This is a genomic window from Streptococcus porcinus (assembly GCF_901542335.1).
Classification (GTDB): domain Bacteria; phylum Bacillota; class Bacilli; order Lactobacillales; family Streptococcaceae; genus Streptococcus; species Streptococcus porcinus_A.
Window position 1 is genome coordinate 1,149,171 of record NZ_LR594036.1, and the last position, 17,148, is coordinate 1,166,318.

Below are 17,148 nucleotides of genomic sequence, written 5' to 3' on the forward strand. Positions count from 1 at the left end.
TTTAAATTAGCTGATATAAAATTGTAGTCATATTGAAATATTTAACCCTATTATTTAAAATGGATAATCAAACAAAGTTAACTGATAAGTTGAAATAATTTGATTCAATTTTTGGTTATAACTAGTATCTGTCGCATAATGACCAGTGAGAACCTGAGTTGCTTCCTCAAAGTTTTGTGTCCTACTTTTATGTGTTTTTAAGTAAAGTGGGTCTGATAAAACCTGAGCATAATCCTTAAAACCATTTGTTCTCGTTCCATAGTGACGAAATTTAGCATCTACCTTATAGAGGTTCCCTTTGCCATCATCTTCATTTGTAGGTAAAATAATCGCTTTTCCGTTATAAGTTCCTTTAATTCCGAAAAAGTTATAATAGGGCTTTTGACTTAATTGTGACTGGCCATTGTTAGATTCCAATATAGCTTGAGCTAACATTACTGAAGTGTATAAATCATTTTTATGAGCCACAAACTGAGCCGGCTTAGCAGCGGTTGACAAAAATAAAATCGTTTGGTTTCCTGCTAGTTTTTTTATACTTTCTCTCTGTGATTGTATAGTAAGAAAGCTGATAATAAAACAGGTCAGAATTAAAAATGAAATACTTACTTGAAAATTTTGTTTCTTAAATCTTGGTTTCCGTCGATAATTCTTTTTAGGCATAACTCTATTTCCCCTATTGTAGTTCTTTAAGTATAACAAAAAACTAGAACCTTGGCAGATTCTAGTTGTACTTAGACAGATGTCCTAATTAAAGTTTTTTACGAAGGGCACCAAATAATATACCTGATACTAGGGCACCTATAGCCACAAATACAAGGTAAAGGATTGGATTACTTGTTAAAGCAACTACAAAGATTCCGCCATGAGGAGCCATTAATTTGATGCCTGCTAAACCAACAAGAGCACCTGTTAGAGCAGATCCTGCTATGAAACTTGGGATTGCACGCGCTGGGTCTGCTGCACCAAATGGAATTGCACCTTCAGTAATAAAGGATAGTCCCATTACGATATTTGTGAGTCCTGATTCACGCTCTTCCTTTGTAAATTTATCTTTAAATAACAATGTAGCTACAAATACTGCTAACGGAGGAACCATTCCTCCAGCCATTACAGCAGCCATTACAACTGATCCACCGTTTGCAACAGTCGCTGCTAAGGTTCCTGTACCAAAAACATAAGCCGCCTTGTTAACTGGGCCACCCATATCTACAGCCATCATACCACCAACTAGTAAGCCCATTAAGACTGCTGAACTACCTGACAATCCTTGTAAGAAATCATTTAAAGCTGTATTGATTGCTGCCATTGGAATGTTTACCAAAAGCATTAAGAAACCAGTGATTAATACTCCAAGTAGGGGGTAAAGTAAGATTGATTTAATTCCTTCAAGTGATCGTGGCAAGCCAGATAGCAACTTCCGAAGAACCAAAATAACACCACCCGCCAAGAAACCACCTACCAAAGCTCCTAAGAAACCAGAAGGAACACCTGCCAAGGCTAGAGATTTTTCACCGCCTGCAGCAAAAGCAACTTTACCAAAGGCTAAACCATTTGAGGCAATAGCCCCCGCTACAAAACCAGCAACTAAACCAGGTTTTTCAGCAATTGAATAAGCTATATAGCCCGCTAAAACTGGTAACATGAATGAAAAGGCTGCCCCACCAATATTTTTAAAGATAGCCGCTATTTCATGATAAGATCCCAAATTCCCCAACTGATCTTTCGGTACGCCTAAAAGGTTATCTAGTAAGAAGGCAATCGCAATCATGATTCCTCCACCAATAACGAAGGGTAGCATTTGTGAGACCCCACCCATAAGGTGTTTGTAAAAAGCTCCGCCAAAGCTCGTCTTTTCTTCAGGAGTGCTGACTTCTTTCCTATCATTCTTAGCTTGGTAGACCTTTGCTTGATTTTCTAAAATGATTGAAATAAGTTCTTCACTTTTTTTAATACCATCAGCAACAGGACGTAATACTAGAGGTTTTCCATCAAAACGGTCCATCTCAACAGCTTTATCAGCAGCTACAATCACGCCTTTTGCTTTTTTAATATCTTCTGCAGTTAATCGATTAGCAACACCAGAGGCACCATTGGTTTCCACTTTAATAGTCACACCCATTTGGCTAGCCTGTTTTTTTAGAGCTTCTTCAGCCATATAGGTATGTGCGATACCAGTGGTACAAGCTGTAACAGCGACAATAAAATCTGAATGTGAAGTTTTTGCTACAGGTCTTACCTCCACTTGTTCCTTTTCAGAAGCATCAAACAAGGCAATGACATCTTCTGGACTTTCCACAGCTCTTAATTGATCAGCAAAGCCATCCTTCAAAAGGTATTGAGATAGCTGCGCTAGCGCTGCAAGATGGGTATCATTTGCACCATCAGGCGCGGCAATCATGAAGAATAAGTCTGTTGCCTGACCATCAAGCGACTCATAATCTAAACCAGTAGATGATTTAGCAAATAAAACACTCGCTTCACGTACGGCGTTATTTTTACTGTGTGGCATTGCGATACCATCACCTAAACCAGTAGATGTTTGTGCTTCACGTGCCATAATACCAGACTTAAATGTATCAAAATCTGAAACCACATTTTTTGCAACTAAACGTGAAATCATCTCATCGACAGCACTTTCTTTGCTATTAGCCTTTAGGTCTAAAATCATTAAGTCTTTTTTCAATAAATCTTGTATCTTCATCTTTTTTCTACCTCAACTTTTTGATAAGTTTCTTCTATAAAATCAATTGTTGCTAAATCATCTGAGAAAGCTGTAGCTGTTCCACAAGCAACTCCCCACTTCATGGCTTCAATAGGATCTTTTGTTGTTACAAATTTACCTGTAAATCCAGCTACCATTGAATCGCCTGCACCTACAGAATTTTTCACAGTTCCTTTAATAGGTTTAGCAAAATAAGAAGCTTCTTGTGTTACCAATAAGGCTCCATCACCAGCCATTGAAACAATAACATTTTGAGCACCCCTATCAATAATCTTGCGAGCATAAGTTTCGACATCATCAAGTCCCTTTAACCTGGTCTCAAAAATAGCCTCAAGCTCGTAATTATTAGGCTTAACAAGTAGGGGATGATAAGCAAGAGCATCTAATAATGTTTGCCCCTCAAAATCACAAACAATCTGTGCACCAGCTGACCTTACAATTGGGATAAGCTCGTCATAAATAGTATTACCTAGATTAGAAGGCGCTGATCCAGCAAAGACTACCGTATCATTTTCAGAAAGTTTGGACAAAGCCTCTTTCATAGCTAGGAGCTCACAGTCACTGATTTGAGGACCACCTCCATTAATCTCTGTCTCAAGATCAGATTTGATTTTAACATTAATTCGTGTATCTTCCTTAACTGAAATAAAGTTGGTTGTAATCTGTTCTGATTTTAAACTTTCTTCAATAAATTGACCAGTAAAACCACCTATAAAACCAGTGGCAATATTATCAATACCTAGTCTTTGTAAGATGCGGCTAACATTTATTCCTTTTCCTCCTGCAAATTTATCATCACTGGCCATACGATTGACTGAACCTGTTTCCAGATGGTCAATCCTGACGATAAAGTCAATCGAAGGGTTTAGTGTTACTGTATAAATCATACTTCAATCACCTTTGTTTTTTCTTTTATTTTTGCTAACAGAATGCTTTTTGATACTTCCGTTATTAAACAAGCATCTTCAATAGGAGCTACTTTAACGAAGGACACATATCCTATCTTTGAAGAATCAGCAAGAACATAGGACCTTTTTGCATTAGAAATGATAGTTCTTTTAATTACTGCCTCTTCCATATCAGGAGTGGTCAGATAAAAGTTATCAAGTCCATTCATGCCCAAAAAAGCTTTATCAAAGTTCATTTGTTGAATCTGCTCTAGAGCCACATTACCAATACTAGCGTCCGTTGTCTGTTTTACAAAACCACCAATAATGATAGTTTTAATATTCCTATCCACTAATTTAGCAGCATGATGGATCGAATTTGTAACAACGGTTAAATTTTTTTGACAGAGTTGAGAAATCAAAAACTCTGTTGTTGTACCTGCATCAATGAAAATAACATCATCATCAAGGATAAACTCGGAAGCTTTTTTAGCTAATTTCTGTTTGCTTTGACTGTTTTTGATAGATTTTTCTAAATTAGATAATTCCTCCTGGAGCGATGGAAATAATTCAGCTCCCCCGTGAACTCGATGAAGTTTTCCTTCTGCTTCAAGCTCGTCTAAATCGCGTCTGATAGTGGATTCAGAAGAATCCAATTCTTGCATTAAATCTTCTAAAGCAACAAAACTATCTATCAGAATGCGTTCCATAATCTTCTGTTTCCGCTTGGATTTTAGAATAAGACCACCACTTTCTGTAATCGGTTACATATAAATTATACCTTTTTTGTTGTCAAAGTCAAGCATAATCTATCAAATTCTTTCATCATATTATCAAAAAACAAGACCAGCTTATAACTAGTCTTGTTAAAAATTCTTATTTAATCTTTAGGATCTCTTCTTTAGCATGTACAAGTTGTGTAATTAAACGACAGTATGGTGTATCAATTCCCAATTTTTCCCCTTTGGTATTAACTGCACCATTGATAAAATCAATTTCAGTTAAACGATGGTTTTGAACTAAGTCTTGATGCATTGATGGGTAATGATGGGCAGCCTTTACAGAAGTATCCATGACATATTTAGTGATTTCTTCTTCATTTAGACTAACGCCTTCTGCTTCTCCCACAGTCACAAATTCATGAATAATCTCATGAACCATTTTTAGACCATCTTCACTGGCAAATAATTCACCTATAGTACAATCTAATAGTGCACAAGTAGAGTTCATTGTGCCATTGACACATGCCTTGCGCCAAATATTTGGAAGAACATTTTCGTCATAGGTTGCATGTAATTTTGCTTCTGTTAACATATCTGCAACTTGACGGCCTGCTTCTTGATTTTCAGGATCCATACTTTGCAAGTTTAAGGCACCTACACCTTGTAAATGAGCATGTCCTGGACCTTCAAGTCCTGCCGTCCAGACAGTAACACCCATTAAGATGTTATGAACTGGAATATACTGACGAATAATATCTTCGTGACCAAGCCCATTTAATAAGCAAAGCACTTTCGTTTCTTTACCAATAATACCTTTAACATCTTGTAACATTTGAGGTAACTGCATCGCCTTGGTAAAAAGAATAATAAGGTCTGCTTCTTGTGTTGCCTCGGTTGGTTTCATAATAGGAAGCTTAACTGTTTCTTCCACATCACCTGATATTTTCAAGCCATTTTCTTTAATGGCATTAATATGATCTTCCCAATTGTCTAAAAGGATAACTTCATTTTTTGTTTTAGAAATTTGGTAACCAAAACGGCAACCCATAGCTCCTGAACCAGCAATATAAACTAACATTGTAATCTCCTTTATCTCTTTTTTTATCCTTCAAATACAAAGATATCTTCTTTGTAAAGTTTAAGAATGTCCTTACAGATTTTATGTGCTACAAATGCAACACCGAATGGAATAATAAGCCAAGCTAAAATAATGATAAGAATGTTGCTTCCGCCAGCTAGTGAGGCAATTGGACCTACAGCACCTACAAGACCGAACCCGGAAGATGCAGGGGTCCCAACTAAATTGAACAAAGGAACAGTTAGTGATGAAATCGCTGCTGTAATTACCATTGGAATAGCCATAATCGGGTGTTTCAAAAAGTTAGGCATCATCATTTTCATTGCTCCTAAAGCAATAGCAATTGGTACACCTGATTTATTAACTTTAAGCGTCGCCCAGACAAGAACTGCTGCAGTTGCTGCAATTCCCATTGATGCTGCTCCGGCTGCCATACCGTTTAGTCCAACTGCTAAACCAATCGCAACTGTCGAAATTGGGCTAACAATTAATAATGCAAAAGCCATTGCAATTAAGATTGACATCAATATCGGTTGCAGTGTTGTAAAGGAATTAATACCTTGCCCAATTAAAGTTGTTACGTACGAAACATAGGGTAATAACTTCCAACCAAGGAAGCCTACACCTGTTCCAATAGTAATTGGTAAAAGAATGATTGTTAACGAACCAAATTTGTTACCAAACCATTTAACAGCCAAAACAGCTAAACTAGCTGTAATCATCATATTAATAAGGTCACCAATACCTCTGAGTTGGAAAGAACCGACTGCTACCCCTTTTTGAACAACTTCAGTGTATGCCCAAGCACCTGAACCAATATAAGCTGCTCCCCCAACAGCTAATTGCTGCATTGGATTAAACTTAAATTGTTGACCGATTAGAAAACCAGCCATAATTGGGGTAAAGAATTGGAATACTTGCACAATGTGCAAAAATTCAGCAGCTGTCGCATTAGGCAATAATGGCTTTAAAAATGTTGCCAAAATGGCATTCGGAATAAGTGCCACTACGATAGCCGTGGCAGTACCAGCTAATACTTTATTCATAAAAGAACTAAATGTTTCTTTAGTTGTTGTCATTTTCATGACCTCTCTTCATTATTATAGTCTTATAGTGTGAAATTCATCACATTTACTAGTTAATTATATCACATAGACTGCGGTTTGTATCCTTAACTAAAAAAATAATACCTATGGTTTTTTTTTATAGTTCCATAGATATTATTTATAGTTAGTTTATTAATGACGTTGAATGAACTACTCGATTGTCTCTATCTGGGTAAATATAATTAATGGCTTGATTAACTGCAATAGGTGCCTCACCAAACCCTGTAGCTATCAAATCAACCTTGCCTTCATACTGTGCTGCGTCACCCACGGCAAAAATACCTTCTTGACTCGTTTCAAAAAGATGGGAAACATTAATACTTGTTCTCTTAACATCTAAGTCCCAATTCTTGAGGTTCTTATTTGATGTTGAAAAACCATAACTGACAATCAGAGCATCCATATCAAGTGTTATTTGCTCTTTATCCTTAACTTTCTCGATAACCAATTGGTTGGCTCGTCCATCCTTACCCAAGAGAGCACTTGGAACATAAGGAGTTAAAATCTTCACTCCAGAAGCTCTTAAAAGCTCAACACTGTGTTCATGAGCTCTAAATGCCTCCCGTCGATGAACTAATGTCACACTTTCTGCTAAGCCATAAAGAGCTAATGCCCAATCGACTGCAGAATCACCACCGCCACAAATAACTATCTTTTTGCCCGCAAACTGGTCTAGTTTATGGACGTTATAATAAATATTATCATCAGCATACTCTTCCTCACCGTCTAATCCTAATTTTCTTGGTGAGAAAGCTCCGTTTCCACAAGCAATAATAATAGCTTTTGTACTATGCTCTGCTTTAGTTGTTTTGATGATAAAACCATGTTCTGTTCTCGTAAATAATTGAACTTCTTCTTTTAAACAAATACTTATACGATCATCAAATCGACTAATTTGTTTGATTAAATTATCCGTAAGTTCAGCTCCAGTCAATACCGGAATAGCAGGAATATCATAAATAACCTTTTCTGGATACAGAATAGCTGGCTGGCCACCTAACTCAGATAAATTTTCAATAATTTTAACTTTCATTCCCCGTAAACCAGCATAAAATGCTGTGAACAAACCTACTGGACCACCACCAATAATGGTGATATCATATTGTGTTTCGATTACTCATCACTCCTTTTCTTTAATATCTTTTTTTACTTTCTGTAAAAGCTTTGCTTCTTCTTCAGTCATCTCATAATTTTCAAGCAAGTCTGGTCGTCTTAAATAGGTTTTGCGCAAGCTTTCCTCAAGTCGCCAGAGTCGAATTTTCTCGTGATGCCCACTCATTAAAACATCTGGAACTGTCATTCCTCGAAAGTCATAAGGTCTTGTATACTGTGGATATTCTAAGAGGCCAGAGGAAAAGGAATCATCCTGATGACTTGCTTCCTTACCGATAACATTTGGAATCAAACGAACAGTTGCATCAATTATTGTCATGGCAGCTAGCTCTCCCCCAGTCAAGACAAAATCACCAAGAGAAATTTCATCTGTGACCAGGGCTTTAATCCGCTCGTCATAGCCTTCATAATGACCACAGATAAAAATTAATTCCTCTTCTTGGGATAATGCTTCTGCATAGGATTGACTAAATGGTTGACCTGCGGGATCTAATAGGATAACTCTAGGATTTTTTCTATCAATCGTTTCGATAGCATCATAGATAGGCTGAGCACGTAGTAACATACCTTGTCCACCGCCATAAGGCTCATCATCAACATGTCTAGCTTTTTCGGCGTTTTCTCTGAAATTATGATAGTGAATCTCTACTAACTCTTTTTCACATGCTTTTCCGACAATAGACGAGGAAAGGGGAGTAAACATTTCTGGAAAAAGGGTTAGAATATTAATCTTCATCGTCTAAACCTTCCATAATAGCAATATCCACCCGATGGTGTTCTAAATCCACATTTAGAATAACCGAAGGAATATAAGGTAATAAAAGATCCTTTTTCCCTTTGCGTTTAACAACCCAGACATCGTTAGCACCAGGTTGTAAAATTTCTTTTACTTGCCCAATTAACTGATTTTCCTCATATACATCTAAGCCAATAATTTCATGATAGTAAAACTCATCATCAGCTAAATCACTCAGATAGTTTTCAGATACTTTTAAGGTAAAGCCCTTATATTTTTCAATAGCATTAATGTGATTATGATCTTTAAATTTGATAATATCAAAGTTCTTCTGCTTGCGGTGATTAGATATTTCAACATCTGCCACAAATTGATTTTTATCATCAAAAAGAGCTAGTACAGATCCTTTTTGAAAACGTTCATCAGCAAAATCACTGACAGATAAGACACGCATCTCTCCTTGCAAACCCTGAGTGTTCACAATTTTACCAACATTAAAAAATTCCATTATTACTCCTGTATGATATACTTGTTTGATTTCATCACAATACTAATACATTTAAAATCAATCTCTATTTTAACACCTTAAAGCTAATTTTGCATCCCCAACGAGAGATTTATAGAGGAATTATAATATCAGAAAATAACGTCAACTATCTAATAACTTTTTCAGAAAATTTTGCAAGGATAACTATTACTATAGCTAGAGCTAGCTAATGTCCTTTGATCCACTTTTTGAAACTGCCATAGTGATGATGGATAGGACGTCGGAAAAAGTTACTATCATGTAACAAATGATAGCTGATAGTGATAACTTTTGCTTCTCAAACTGGGTCTATTATCTTCGAGTTCACCATAGTCTCCCTGATATTAGCTCTCTTTTTCTAATAGCATGTGCTAGAATATTATCTGTTGACATAACGCTTGCTAAAAAGCTCTCAGGTTTTAACTGAGAGCTTCAGATTGAAGACAAAGTCCTTAGAAATTGATTTTTCTAGGGCTTTTCTTTTTGCTAAGAGTTATAATAAAGATAAGAAGTTCTAGGAGGTCTCAGTATGTTCCACAAAGAAAATCCTAACTACAATCGCAATCAAGTTGGTTTCTATAGTTTAGATGACTTGGTTCCTAAAGACCATCTCTTGCGTCAAATTGATGAAGCGATAGATTTTTCATTTATTTATGACTTAGTGAAGGACAGTTATTGTGCGGATAACGGTCGTCCTAGTTTGGACCCTGTCATGTTAGTGAAAATTCCCATGATTCAATGTCTCTTTGGCATTCGTTCCATGCGTCAAACCATCAAGGAAATTGAGGTTAATGTGGCTTACCGCTGGTTTCTTGGGTTGACTTTAGAAGATAAGGTGCCTCATTTCACAACATACGGAAAGAACTACAGTCGTCGTTTCCAAGATAAACAAGTCATTGAAGCTATCTTTTCTCATATCTTAGGGCTCTGCCTGAATGCCGGGTTAATTGACCCTACTGAAATCTTTGTGGACGGTACCCATATTAAAGCAGTTGCTAACAATCACAAATATATCAATCAGGAAGTAGAGGCGCAAGCTAAATTCATGAGTGCCCAATTAGAGCGAGAAATTGCCAAAGATAGGGAAAAACACGGAAAAAAGTTGTTAGGGCTCGCCAGAGAAAAAGAGCCCACAAGTAAGAAAATTTCTACAACCGACTCTGATAGCGGTTGGTTTCATAAGGGAGAACACAAACAAGTTTTTGCTTATAATGCTCAAGTCGCTTGTGATAAATATGGTTGGGCACTAGGATATAGTATTCACGCTGGGAATGTTCATGATAGTCAGGCTTTCCCAGAACTGTTTGACCAAATTAAAGCATTACAACCAAGCTATCTTATCGCAGACTCTGGTTATAAAACACCCAGCATTGCCCACTATTTATTATCTCTAGGTATCACACCCGTTTTTCCATATACTAGACCACGTGGCAAAAAAGGAATGCTTAGTCCTAAAGAGTTTGTCTATGATGAGTATTATGATGTCTACCTCTGTCCAGAGAACCACCCCTTATGTTATTCAACCACTACTCGAGATGGCTATAGTGAGTACAAAAGTGATCCAGCTATCTGTCAGACCTGTCCGCTATTATCAGTCTGTACCCAATCGAAAACCCATCAAAAAGTTATCACTCGTCATCTATGGAAAGAAGATTTAGAAGTCTGTGAAGACATCCGACACCAAAAAGGGATGAAAGAATGTTATCAACAGCGCAAAGAAACGATAGAACGCTTATTTGGAACAGCTAAAGAATATCACAATTTGCGCTACACGAGATTAAAAGGAAAGTCCAAAATGGAGGCAACCGTTGGACTGACTTTAGCGTGCTTGAATATGAAAAAATATAGTAAGATAATGGCGAGAATATCCTTTTTAATTGGCTTGAAAATTGCCAAAGTTAGCCCAATAATCATAATGAAAGTAAAAGAAAAGACAAACTGGAGATTTAGGCCAGTTTGTCTTCAATCTGAAGCTCTCAGGTTTTAACTGAGAGCTTAGTGATAAAAACTAGTTGAACCTTTCTAATTACACTTATTTTAGATTCTTTCGATAATGTTTGGCTAATAAAACAATTGTGGTAGCTCCTGCAATAACAAATCCAATTAGAGATACTATTGAAGACGCCATTTCAGATGTTTTAGGAAGCTGCGCTTTAGAATGGTTTATAGGTTTAATTCCAGCCGCAACTGCTTTATTCCCTTTGGTGTCGATAGTAACTTTTGACGATACATGATTTGGATGACTATCTGATTGACCAACATAATCTTGCTGATCTAGTTTAGTAGAACTGGCTTTAGTAAGCGCATTTGATACTGGTTTGGACTGAGAAGTTTTGATTTGGTCTTTCTTTAAATAAAGGCTAATATTGTTACCTGGTGTTGCTTCTCCCATTTTGAAATCATTAACGCGAACGGTGTAAAAAGTTCCCCGCATCAATTTATCTGTAAAAACTACTTTTCCTTCTGAGTCAGAAGTCATATTAGCTATTAGTTGTCCTTGTTTATTATATAAAGTAACAGACTGGTTTGCTATGCCTTGACCTTCTTGATCACGAACGGTAAGAGTCAAAGGTATATTTGTATAGATAGGAGTTTGGTCTCCTTTTGCTTTAATATAAAAAGCGGCAGCCATGCTTGATCCCGCTTGACTGGTACGGACTGTATAACCCTGGTTTTGTCCATCAATATAGACGCTATAATTACGTGAAATTGGTAAATCACTAAAAACAGCTTGTCCGGCTTTAGCAGTTACTTTACTTGCAACTTTAACTGCTCGGCCATCAGTAATGTCATAAAGCTCTACAGTTTTGCCAGATACTAACTTACCTTCTTGTCCTAAAATTGTTGCAGTGAAAGTAAAACTATCTTGGCTCTTACTATCATCCAAATAGATTGTCCTAGAACTACCTGGTATCGTTTCCCCATATTTTGTACCAGCTAAATAATAACTATAATAGGTACCTTCCATCAATTTCTGAGTAAAATGTACTAAACCATTTGCATCACTTGTGAGCTTTTCAATCAGGTTGCCACTCTTGTCTTTGAGACCAACCTCTTTACCAGCTAAGGGTAGTCCATCTTGGTTACGAACATAAATGTCTAATGGAGTTCTCCCATAGGCAGGATTTACAGTACCTATTCCATCAGCCGTAAAACTTGCAGCTAAATTTGAACCACTTTCACTCGTACGAAGGGTGTACCCTTGTACTTTGCCATCAACAGAAACACTAATACTTCTACCAATTGGTAGTTGAGTAAACCTAGCTTTCCCATTATTATCTGTCAGCAATTCTTGCAAGACCTTTGAAGAATCATCCGTAGTATCAAATAATTGAACTTTCTTGCCAGCTAAAACCTTACCATTAGTATCTAGTACTGTGGCTGTAAAAGTAAATCCATAGATCTGATTACTATTCACATTAGCTGGATTTAGTGCATCAGCTTGTACAGTACTAATAAGATTCGGTTGAGCTAAAGTTAGCGTCGCTACAGTAACTAGACTCAAAATACTAGAATGAATAAATTGGGATTTTTTCATATGTTCTCCTTTATTTTTTTTAATTAATCAGTTTATATTTGATCAAAAATACTTAACCAGTTAATTATATAGTGTTATTATAGCACTTCTGAGCTTCTCGGTCAATAACAAAAAAAGTCCTCAGATTAGATAATCTGAGGACTTTGAAAAGTTTTACTTCTCATCAATAACAAGTCTAACTTTTTTTCCTTGAGTTGGAACCGAATAAACAATCGATCTTATCGCTGTAATGGTACGACCTTTTTTTCCGATAACACGACCGATATCTTGGGCATCCAAGTCAAGATGGTACTCTAGGAAATCTGGAGTATCTTCAATTTTAATAGTAAGATTGTCTGGTTGTGAAATCAAAGGTTTCACAATGGCGATAATAAGATTTTCAATGGTATCCATAGGCTTTTATTATTTTGAGAATTTTTGTTCGTGGAACTTAGCCATAACACCTTCTTTTGAAAGAATGTTACGAACTGTATCTGACGGTTGTGCTCCTTTTGCTAACCAATCAAGAATACGATCTTCTTTTAAAGTTACTTGGTTTTCAGCAATTAGTGGGTTATATGTTCCAACTGTTTCGATGAAACGACCGTCACGAGGTGAGCGTGAATCTGCAATGTTGATACGGTAGAAAGGTTTTTTCTTAGAACCCATACGAGTCAAACGGATTTTTACTGCCATTTTATAATGTCTCTTTTCTTTTTATGTTATTGTTTTGAGGAGAAATAGTTACTGCTATTTCTCACTTTTTCAGTATACTACTTTTTCAAAAACCTGTCAAGTTTTTTTCTTGACAAAGCTTTTTGATGTTGCTAAAACTATAGAAAAGCAAAGCTAAACCATCGGATATCATGATGCTATCAAAATAAATGGCCTAATAATTGCCCACCATATATCCAGAAATAACTATAAATTAATATAGAAATAGGACGACAAATGATAATAATCATTAAGAAACGACGGAAGCTGATTTGACTAAGTCCTGTAATCATAATCATAATATCAGCTGGGGCCATGGGTGAAGCCATATTCATGATGAATAAACGTTCGTAAGTCTTAGTAGCTAGTCGGCTTTCATATTCCTTGATTTTCTTGTCATCTATAAATAAAGCAATAAAAGGCTTCCCATATATTCTGACAAGTAAGAATAAAAAGACTGAACCTAAAACAATTCCTATAACATTTAAGAAGAAACCTAATAGTGGTCCAAATGTTAAAAATCCTACAACAGTTGTTACCCCTCCAGGTACTATAGGAACAACAACTTGAAAAATTTGAAGACAAAAGAAGGCAATTGATCCCCAAAAAAGATGGTCTTTAATCATTTGGGATAATATTTTCGGATTATGAAAAATATCTAAATCCTTAACTAGGTAAACAATAAAGAGGATAGATAAAAGGATAGACAACACCCCAATGATTTTAAATAGTTTTTTTTATCTACCATGTCTTAGTCCATATTTACTCATATCTTAAAGCCTCTATCGGGTCAAGTTTACTTGCCTTATTTGCAGGTAGAAGACCAAAGATAATTCCTATTGTTGCAGAGAATAAAATCGCAATAACAGCCACATTAATTGAAACCATTGCACCTTTTAGTTTCATCAGATTTCCTAATCCGCCTACAACGCTTAGAGCCAAAAGTAAGCCAATTATGCCACCTAAGATAGTTAACACTATAGATTCAATCAGAAATTGTGTCAAAATTTTTCCACGTGTAGCTCCTAGTGCTTTTCTCAAGCCAATCTCTCGCGTTCTCTCTGTAACAGAAACCAACATGATATTCATAACTCCGATACCACCTACTAACAAAGATATCCCAGCAATTGATCCAATAACTGTTGTCATAATTCCAAACTGGTTATTGATGTTATTGATAAGGGTACTATTGTCGGGAATAGTATACCTTCCACCTTTAACATGAGAAAGTTCAGTTAGCATTTTAGCTGCTTTTTTACCAAGCTCTGTACTTCTTTTGACATCAGTGACATGTATATAAATTTGACCAACTTCATTAATATTAAATTCAGAAGCAACTTGGGTGTTTGACATTACCGATTCACCTATTTCCATACCGCCTACCGAAATAGCAGGTACAGCAGATTTATAAACTCCGACAACTAAGTAATCTTTGTCATTAACTGTGACGACTTTATTTAAAGCTTCACTATAATGATTTAAGCCGAACAATTTATTTGATAGGTTCGTATCAATAACAATTATCCTTGAAAAATTACTATAATCTTTATCAGTTAATTGTCTTCCAGCAACAATATCATATTTTTTTATTTTGAAATAATCTTTACTTGCTCCTATTATACTAGCATCTTTCATTCGATTCTTACCGAATGCAATAGTAGCATTTGTATTATTTATAACATAATAAGAATCAATGCCATCATTATTCTTTACAATTTGTTCCAGCCACTCTCTCTTGACCTTATTAGTATCTTCTTGAATAGATAGACTCGCATAGGGACTATCATTCTTGTCATCATCGGACTTAAAATACAAACGAATCTCTTTTTGATTATTTGCAAAGGAATCAGTGACACTATTTTTCATCGCATCTCCCAGTCCCATGATAATAACAACAGCTGAAACTCCAATAATAATGCCTAGCATGGTCAACAAGGACCTCATTTTATGCCCCCAAATAGAACTGAGAGCAAATTTCCAATTTTCCATTTAATTTCTCCCTAGTCTATACGAACACAATCCGTGGTATCAGCAGTAATTTCACCATCTCGGATAACAATTTTTCTTGTTGCAAAATCTGCAATATCAGGTTCATGCGTTACCATAATAATTGTTTTTCCTTCACGATTAAGTTCAGTCAAAAGCTCCATAATCTGTTGACCCGTCTTGGTATCTAGTGCTCCTGTTGGTTCATCTGCTAGAATGATTGAGGGGTTATTAACCAAGGCACGCGCAATAGCAACCCGTTGCTTTTGTCCTCCTGACAACTCTGATGGCAAGTGTTTCATTCTTGTATGAAGCTCAACTTTTTCTAAAAACTGTCGTGCCAATTCTCTTCTTTTTGTAACACCTACACCTGAATAAATGAGTGGTAATTCAACATTTTGCAAAGCATTTAACCGGGAAAGAAGGAAAAATTGTTGAAAGACGAATCCAATTTCTTTATTTCTGACAGCTGCTAATTTTCGGTCACTAAGTTGATCAACTTCATTACCGTTTAGCCAATAGTCACCCTCTGTCGGTCTATCTAATAAACCAATGATATTCATCAAGGTAGATTTTCCAGATCCAGATGGACCCATTATAGCAACAAACTCACCTTCTTGAACTTCTAAATTAATACTTTTTAAAACCTGAAGTTCCTGATAGCCATTTTGATAGCTTTTAGAAATATTTGTTAACTTGATTAATTTATTTTTAGTTTCTCCCACTATTGATTCACCTCGGATTCCTTGGAGTTTTAACCCTTACTATTAACTTTAGATTTAACATTTTTAAGTTTTTCTCCATTCTTGATATGACTAGTTGGATTAGAAATGATCTGTTGACCAACTTTTAATCCTGTCAAAATTTCCTGGCTTTTAGCATCCGCATTCCCTAAAGTAACTTCTGTCTTAGTGACTTTGGAGCTAGAATTATCATAAGTCCAAACATATTGTTTTCCATCTTCTTTAAAGGTAGCATTAATAGGAACCAAAATGTGTTTAGTTTCGTTAACAACTTCGACTGAAACGGAAAAACCTTGTTTTAATTGATCCAAAGGACTAGTAATTTCTACTTTATAATCATAGCTTGCAGCAGATGTGGCTGTTGACCCTTGAGATAATTCGTTAGGAGTCCCATTTTTATCATTTGGATAGTTTGAAATATAGGAAATCTTACCATCCCAAGTTTTGTCAGCGTAGACTTTTGACTTAATTTTAACTTTTTGTTCAGGTTTTATAGTCGCTAAATCATATTCCGTTAATTGACCTTTGACCTGTAACTGTCCTTCTGACACAACATGAACTAAAGTTTGACTATTTTTAGCAGATGGATCAATATCATTATTAACCTCAACGACTGTACCATCATTGTTACTTGTAACAACTGTTTGATTTAAGGTCTGTTGAGCCTTTGTCAGTTCTGCTTGCGCATCTGCATAAGCATCATTCAAATCTTGTAATTGCTGGGTGTAACTAGCATTTGTTTCTTGCGAAGGTTGTTGAATAGAGTTATTGCCTGCAGCCCCACTACTTCCTTGACTAGAATTTTCTGACAACTGAGCAGAAGCCATTGGTCGGCCATAAGTTTGTAAATAGTTAATTTGGCGTCCAATTTTATTTAGGTTTCGGTTTGCTGTATCATAAGCTGCTTGCGCAGTGGTTGTAATATACTGTACTAGTTGTTGCCCTTTGCTGACTTTATCCCCAACTTTTACGGTTACTTGTGCGTCACTGCCCCTTGATTGATCAAAATAAATATATTCTTCTGATAAAGCTTTCACAGTCCCAGAAAGTAATGTTGTTGAAGAAATAGTTCCTTCTTTCACATTTTCAGCAACATAATCCGTTTTGCTTTTTTTACTGGCTAGTTGATTCTTCCCTTGTATATAGAGAAATCCACCTATCAAGACAAGTGTTGCAACTGTTACTCCTGCAATTATTTTTTTAGTTTTTTTAGTCATTTGACTATTTTTCCTTTTCACTATCCTAATCTCCTTTGTTTATTGTATTAATTATATAAGACAAGTATAAAAGCTTTCTTT

17 protein-coding genes are annotated in these 17,148 nt (G+C 36.0%); 1 reads left to right on the top strand and 16 read right to left on the bottom strand.

Features of this window, described 5'->3' with window-relative positions:
• Positions 1–54 precede the first annotated feature (54 nt).
• The 9 genes from FGK96_RS05430 to rimM form a co-directional block, all read right to left on the bottom strand.
• Positions 55–660, bottom strand: coding sequence for a glucosaminidase domain-containing protein (locus FGK96_RS05430; protein ID WP_138082067.1), 606 nt, complete (start codon positions 658–660; stop codon positions 55–57).
• An 88-nt stretch (positions 661–748) separates the two neighbouring features.
• Positions 749–2,701, bottom strand: coding sequence for a PTS fructose transporter subunit IIABC (locus tag FGK96_RS05435; RefSeq protein ID WP_138082069.1), 1,953 nt, complete (start codon positions 2,699–2,701; stop codon positions 749–751).
• Positions 2,698–3,609: a 1-phosphofructokinase gene (pfkB, locus tag FGK96_RS05440; protein ID WP_138082071.1), complete on the bottom strand. Its 912-nt coding sequence runs from the start codon at positions 3,607–3,609 to the stop codon at positions 2,698–2,700. Before pfkB ends, FGK96_RS05435 begins: the two co-directional genes overlap by 4 nt.
• Positions 3,606–4,322, bottom strand: coding sequence for a DeoR/GlpR family DNA-binding transcription regulator (locus FGK96_RS05445; protein WP_269472120.1), 717 nt, complete (start codon positions 4,320–4,322; stop codon positions 3,606–3,608). The genes pfkB and FGK96_RS05445 overlap by 4 nt, the downstream gene beginning before the upstream one ends.
• Positions 4,323–4,485: 163 nt before the next feature.
• Positions 4,486–5,409: a 2-dehydropantoate 2-reductase gene (locus FGK96_RS05450; RefSeq protein WP_138082075.1), complete on the bottom strand. Its 924-nt coding sequence runs from the start codon at positions 5,407–5,409 to the stop codon at positions 4,486–4,488.
• A gap of 23 nt (positions 5,410–5,432) precedes the next feature.
• Positions 5,433–6,494 carry a PTS transporter subunit IIC gene (locus tag FGK96_RS05455; protein ID WP_420031102.1) on the bottom strand — a complete coding sequence of 354 codons (1,062 nt, stop codon included), beginning with the start codon at positions 6,492–6,494 and terminating at the stop codon, positions 5,433–5,435.
• Positions 6,495–6,639: 145 nt separating this feature from the next.
• Positions 6,640–7,629 carry an NAD(P)/FAD-dependent oxidoreductase gene (locus FGK96_RS05460; RefSeq protein WP_138082077.1) on the bottom strand — a complete coding sequence of 330 codons (990 nt, stop codon included), beginning with the start codon at positions 7,627–7,629 and terminating at the stop codon, positions 6,640–6,642.
• A 6-nt stretch (positions 7,630–7,635) separates the two neighbouring features.
• Positions 7,636–8,364 (bottom strand): tRNA (guanosine(37)-N1)-methyltransferase TrmD, encoded by a 729-nt coding sequence (trmD, locus tag FGK96_RS05465; protein ID WP_138082079.1) that lies wholly within the window; start codon positions 8,362–8,364, stop codon positions 7,636–7,638.
• On the bottom strand, positions 8,354–8,872 hold the full coding sequence (gene rimM / locus FGK96_RS05470) for a ribosome maturation factor RimM (protein ID WP_138082081.1): 519 nt from the start codon (positions 8,870–8,872) through the stop codon (positions 8,354–8,356). The genes trmD and rimM overlap by 11 nt, the downstream gene beginning before the upstream one ends.
• A gap of 547 nt (positions 8,873–9,419) precedes the next feature.
• Here rimM and FGK96_RS05475 point away from each other — a divergent pair.
• Positions 9,420–10,877 (top strand): IS1182 family transposase, encoded by a 1,458-nt coding sequence (locus FGK96_RS05475; RefSeq protein ID WP_138082083.1) that lies wholly within the window; start codon positions 9,420–9,422, stop codon positions 10,875–10,877.
• A gap of 45 nt (positions 10,878–10,922) precedes the next feature.
• On the opposite strand, the gene FGK96_RS05480 is transcribed toward FGK96_RS05475, so the two are convergent.
• From FGK96_RS05480 to FGK96_RS05510, 7 genes are all read right to left on the bottom strand, one after another.
• Positions 10,923–12,428, bottom strand: a complete 1,506-nt coding sequence (locus FGK96_RS05480; RefSeq protein ID WP_138082085.1) for an MSCRAMM family protein — start codon at positions 12,426–12,428, stop codon at positions 10,923–10,925.
• Between the two features lie 153 nt (positions 12,429–12,581).
• Positions 12,582–12,821 carry a KH domain-containing protein gene (locus tag FGK96_RS05485; RefSeq protein WP_003082623.1) on the bottom strand — a complete coding sequence of 80 codons (240 nt, stop codon included), beginning with the start codon at positions 12,819–12,821 and terminating at the stop codon, positions 12,582–12,584.
• Between the two features lie 9 nt (positions 12,822–12,830).
• On the bottom strand, positions 12,831–13,103 hold the full coding sequence (gene rpsP / locus FGK96_RS05490; RefSeq protein WP_003084113.1) for a 30S ribosomal protein S16: 273 nt from the start codon (positions 13,101–13,103) through the stop codon (positions 12,831–12,833).
• Positions 13,104–13,282: 179 nt separating this feature from the next.
• Positions 13,283–13,843 (bottom strand): TVP38/TMEM64 family protein, encoded by a 561-nt coding sequence (locus FGK96_RS05495; RefSeq protein ID WP_232045834.1) that lies wholly within the window; start codon positions 13,841–13,843, stop codon positions 13,283–13,285.
• 40 nt (positions 13,844–13,883) lie between these two features.
• Positions 13,884–15,110 carry an ABC transporter permease gene (locus tag FGK96_RS05500; RefSeq protein ID WP_138082087.1) on the bottom strand — a complete coding sequence of 409 codons (1,227 nt, stop codon included), beginning with the start codon at positions 15,108–15,110 and terminating at the stop codon, positions 13,884–13,886.
• 11 nt (positions 15,111–15,121) lie between these two features.
• The gene (locus FGK96_RS05505) at positions 15,122–15,832 is read right to left on the bottom strand and encodes an ABC transporter ATP-binding protein (RefSeq protein ID WP_138082089.1); all 711 of its coding nucleotides are present in this window, start codon (positions 15,830–15,832) and stop codon (positions 15,122–15,124) included.
• A 29-nt stretch (positions 15,833–15,861) separates the two neighbouring features.
• Positions 15,862–17,091, bottom strand: coding sequence for an efflux RND transporter periplasmic adaptor subunit (locus FGK96_RS05510; RefSeq protein WP_138082091.1), 1,230 nt, complete (start codon positions 17,089–17,091; stop codon positions 15,862–15,864).
• Between the last annotated feature and the right edge of the window lie 57 nt (positions 17,092–17,148).

Coding starts and splice junctions, on each gene's coding strand:
- FGK96_RS05485 (WP_003082623.1), bottom strand. CDS start 12,821: ATGGATACCATTGAAAATCTTATTATCGCCATTGTGAAACCTTTGATT.
- rpsP (WP_003084113.1), bottom strand. CDS start 13,103: ATGGCAGTAAAAATCCGTTTGACTCGTATGGGTTCTAAGAAAAAACCT.
- FGK96_RS05475 (WP_138082083.1), top strand. CDS start 9,420: ATGTTCCACAAAGAAAATCCTAACTACAATCGCAATCAAGTTGGTTTC.
- FGK96_RS05500 (WP_138082087.1), bottom strand. CDS start 15,110: ATGGAAAATTGGAAATTTGCTCTCAGTTCTATTTGGGGGCATAAAATG.
- trmD (WP_138082079.1), bottom strand. CDS start 8,364: ATGAAGATTAATATTCTAACCCTTTTTCCAGAAATGTTTACTCCCCTT.
- FGK96_RS05480 (WP_138082085.1), bottom strand. CDS start 12,428: ATGAAAAAATCCCAATTTATTCATTCTAGTATTTTGAGTCTAGTTACT.
- rimM (WP_138082081.1), bottom strand. CDS start 8,872: ATGGAATTTTTTAATGTTGGTAAAATTGTGAACACTCAGGGTTTGCAA.
- pfkB (WP_138082071.1), bottom strand. CDS start 3,609: ATGATTTATACAGTAACACTAAACCCTTCGATTGACTTTATCGTCAGG.
- FGK96_RS05435 (WP_138082069.1), bottom strand. CDS start 2,701: ATGAAGATACAAGATTTATTGAAAAAAGACTTAATGATTTTAGACCTA.
- FGK96_RS05455 (WP_420031102.1), bottom strand. CDS start 6,494: ATGAAAATGACAACAACTAAAGAAACATTTAGTTCTTTTATGAATAAA.
- FGK96_RS05430 (WP_138082067.1), bottom strand. CDS start 660: ATGCCTAAAAAGAATTATCGACGGAAACCAAGATTTAAGAAACAAAAT.
- FGK96_RS05450 (WP_138082075.1), bottom strand. CDS start 5,409: ATGTTAGTTTATATTGCTGGTTCAGGAGCTATGGGTTGCCGTTTTGGT.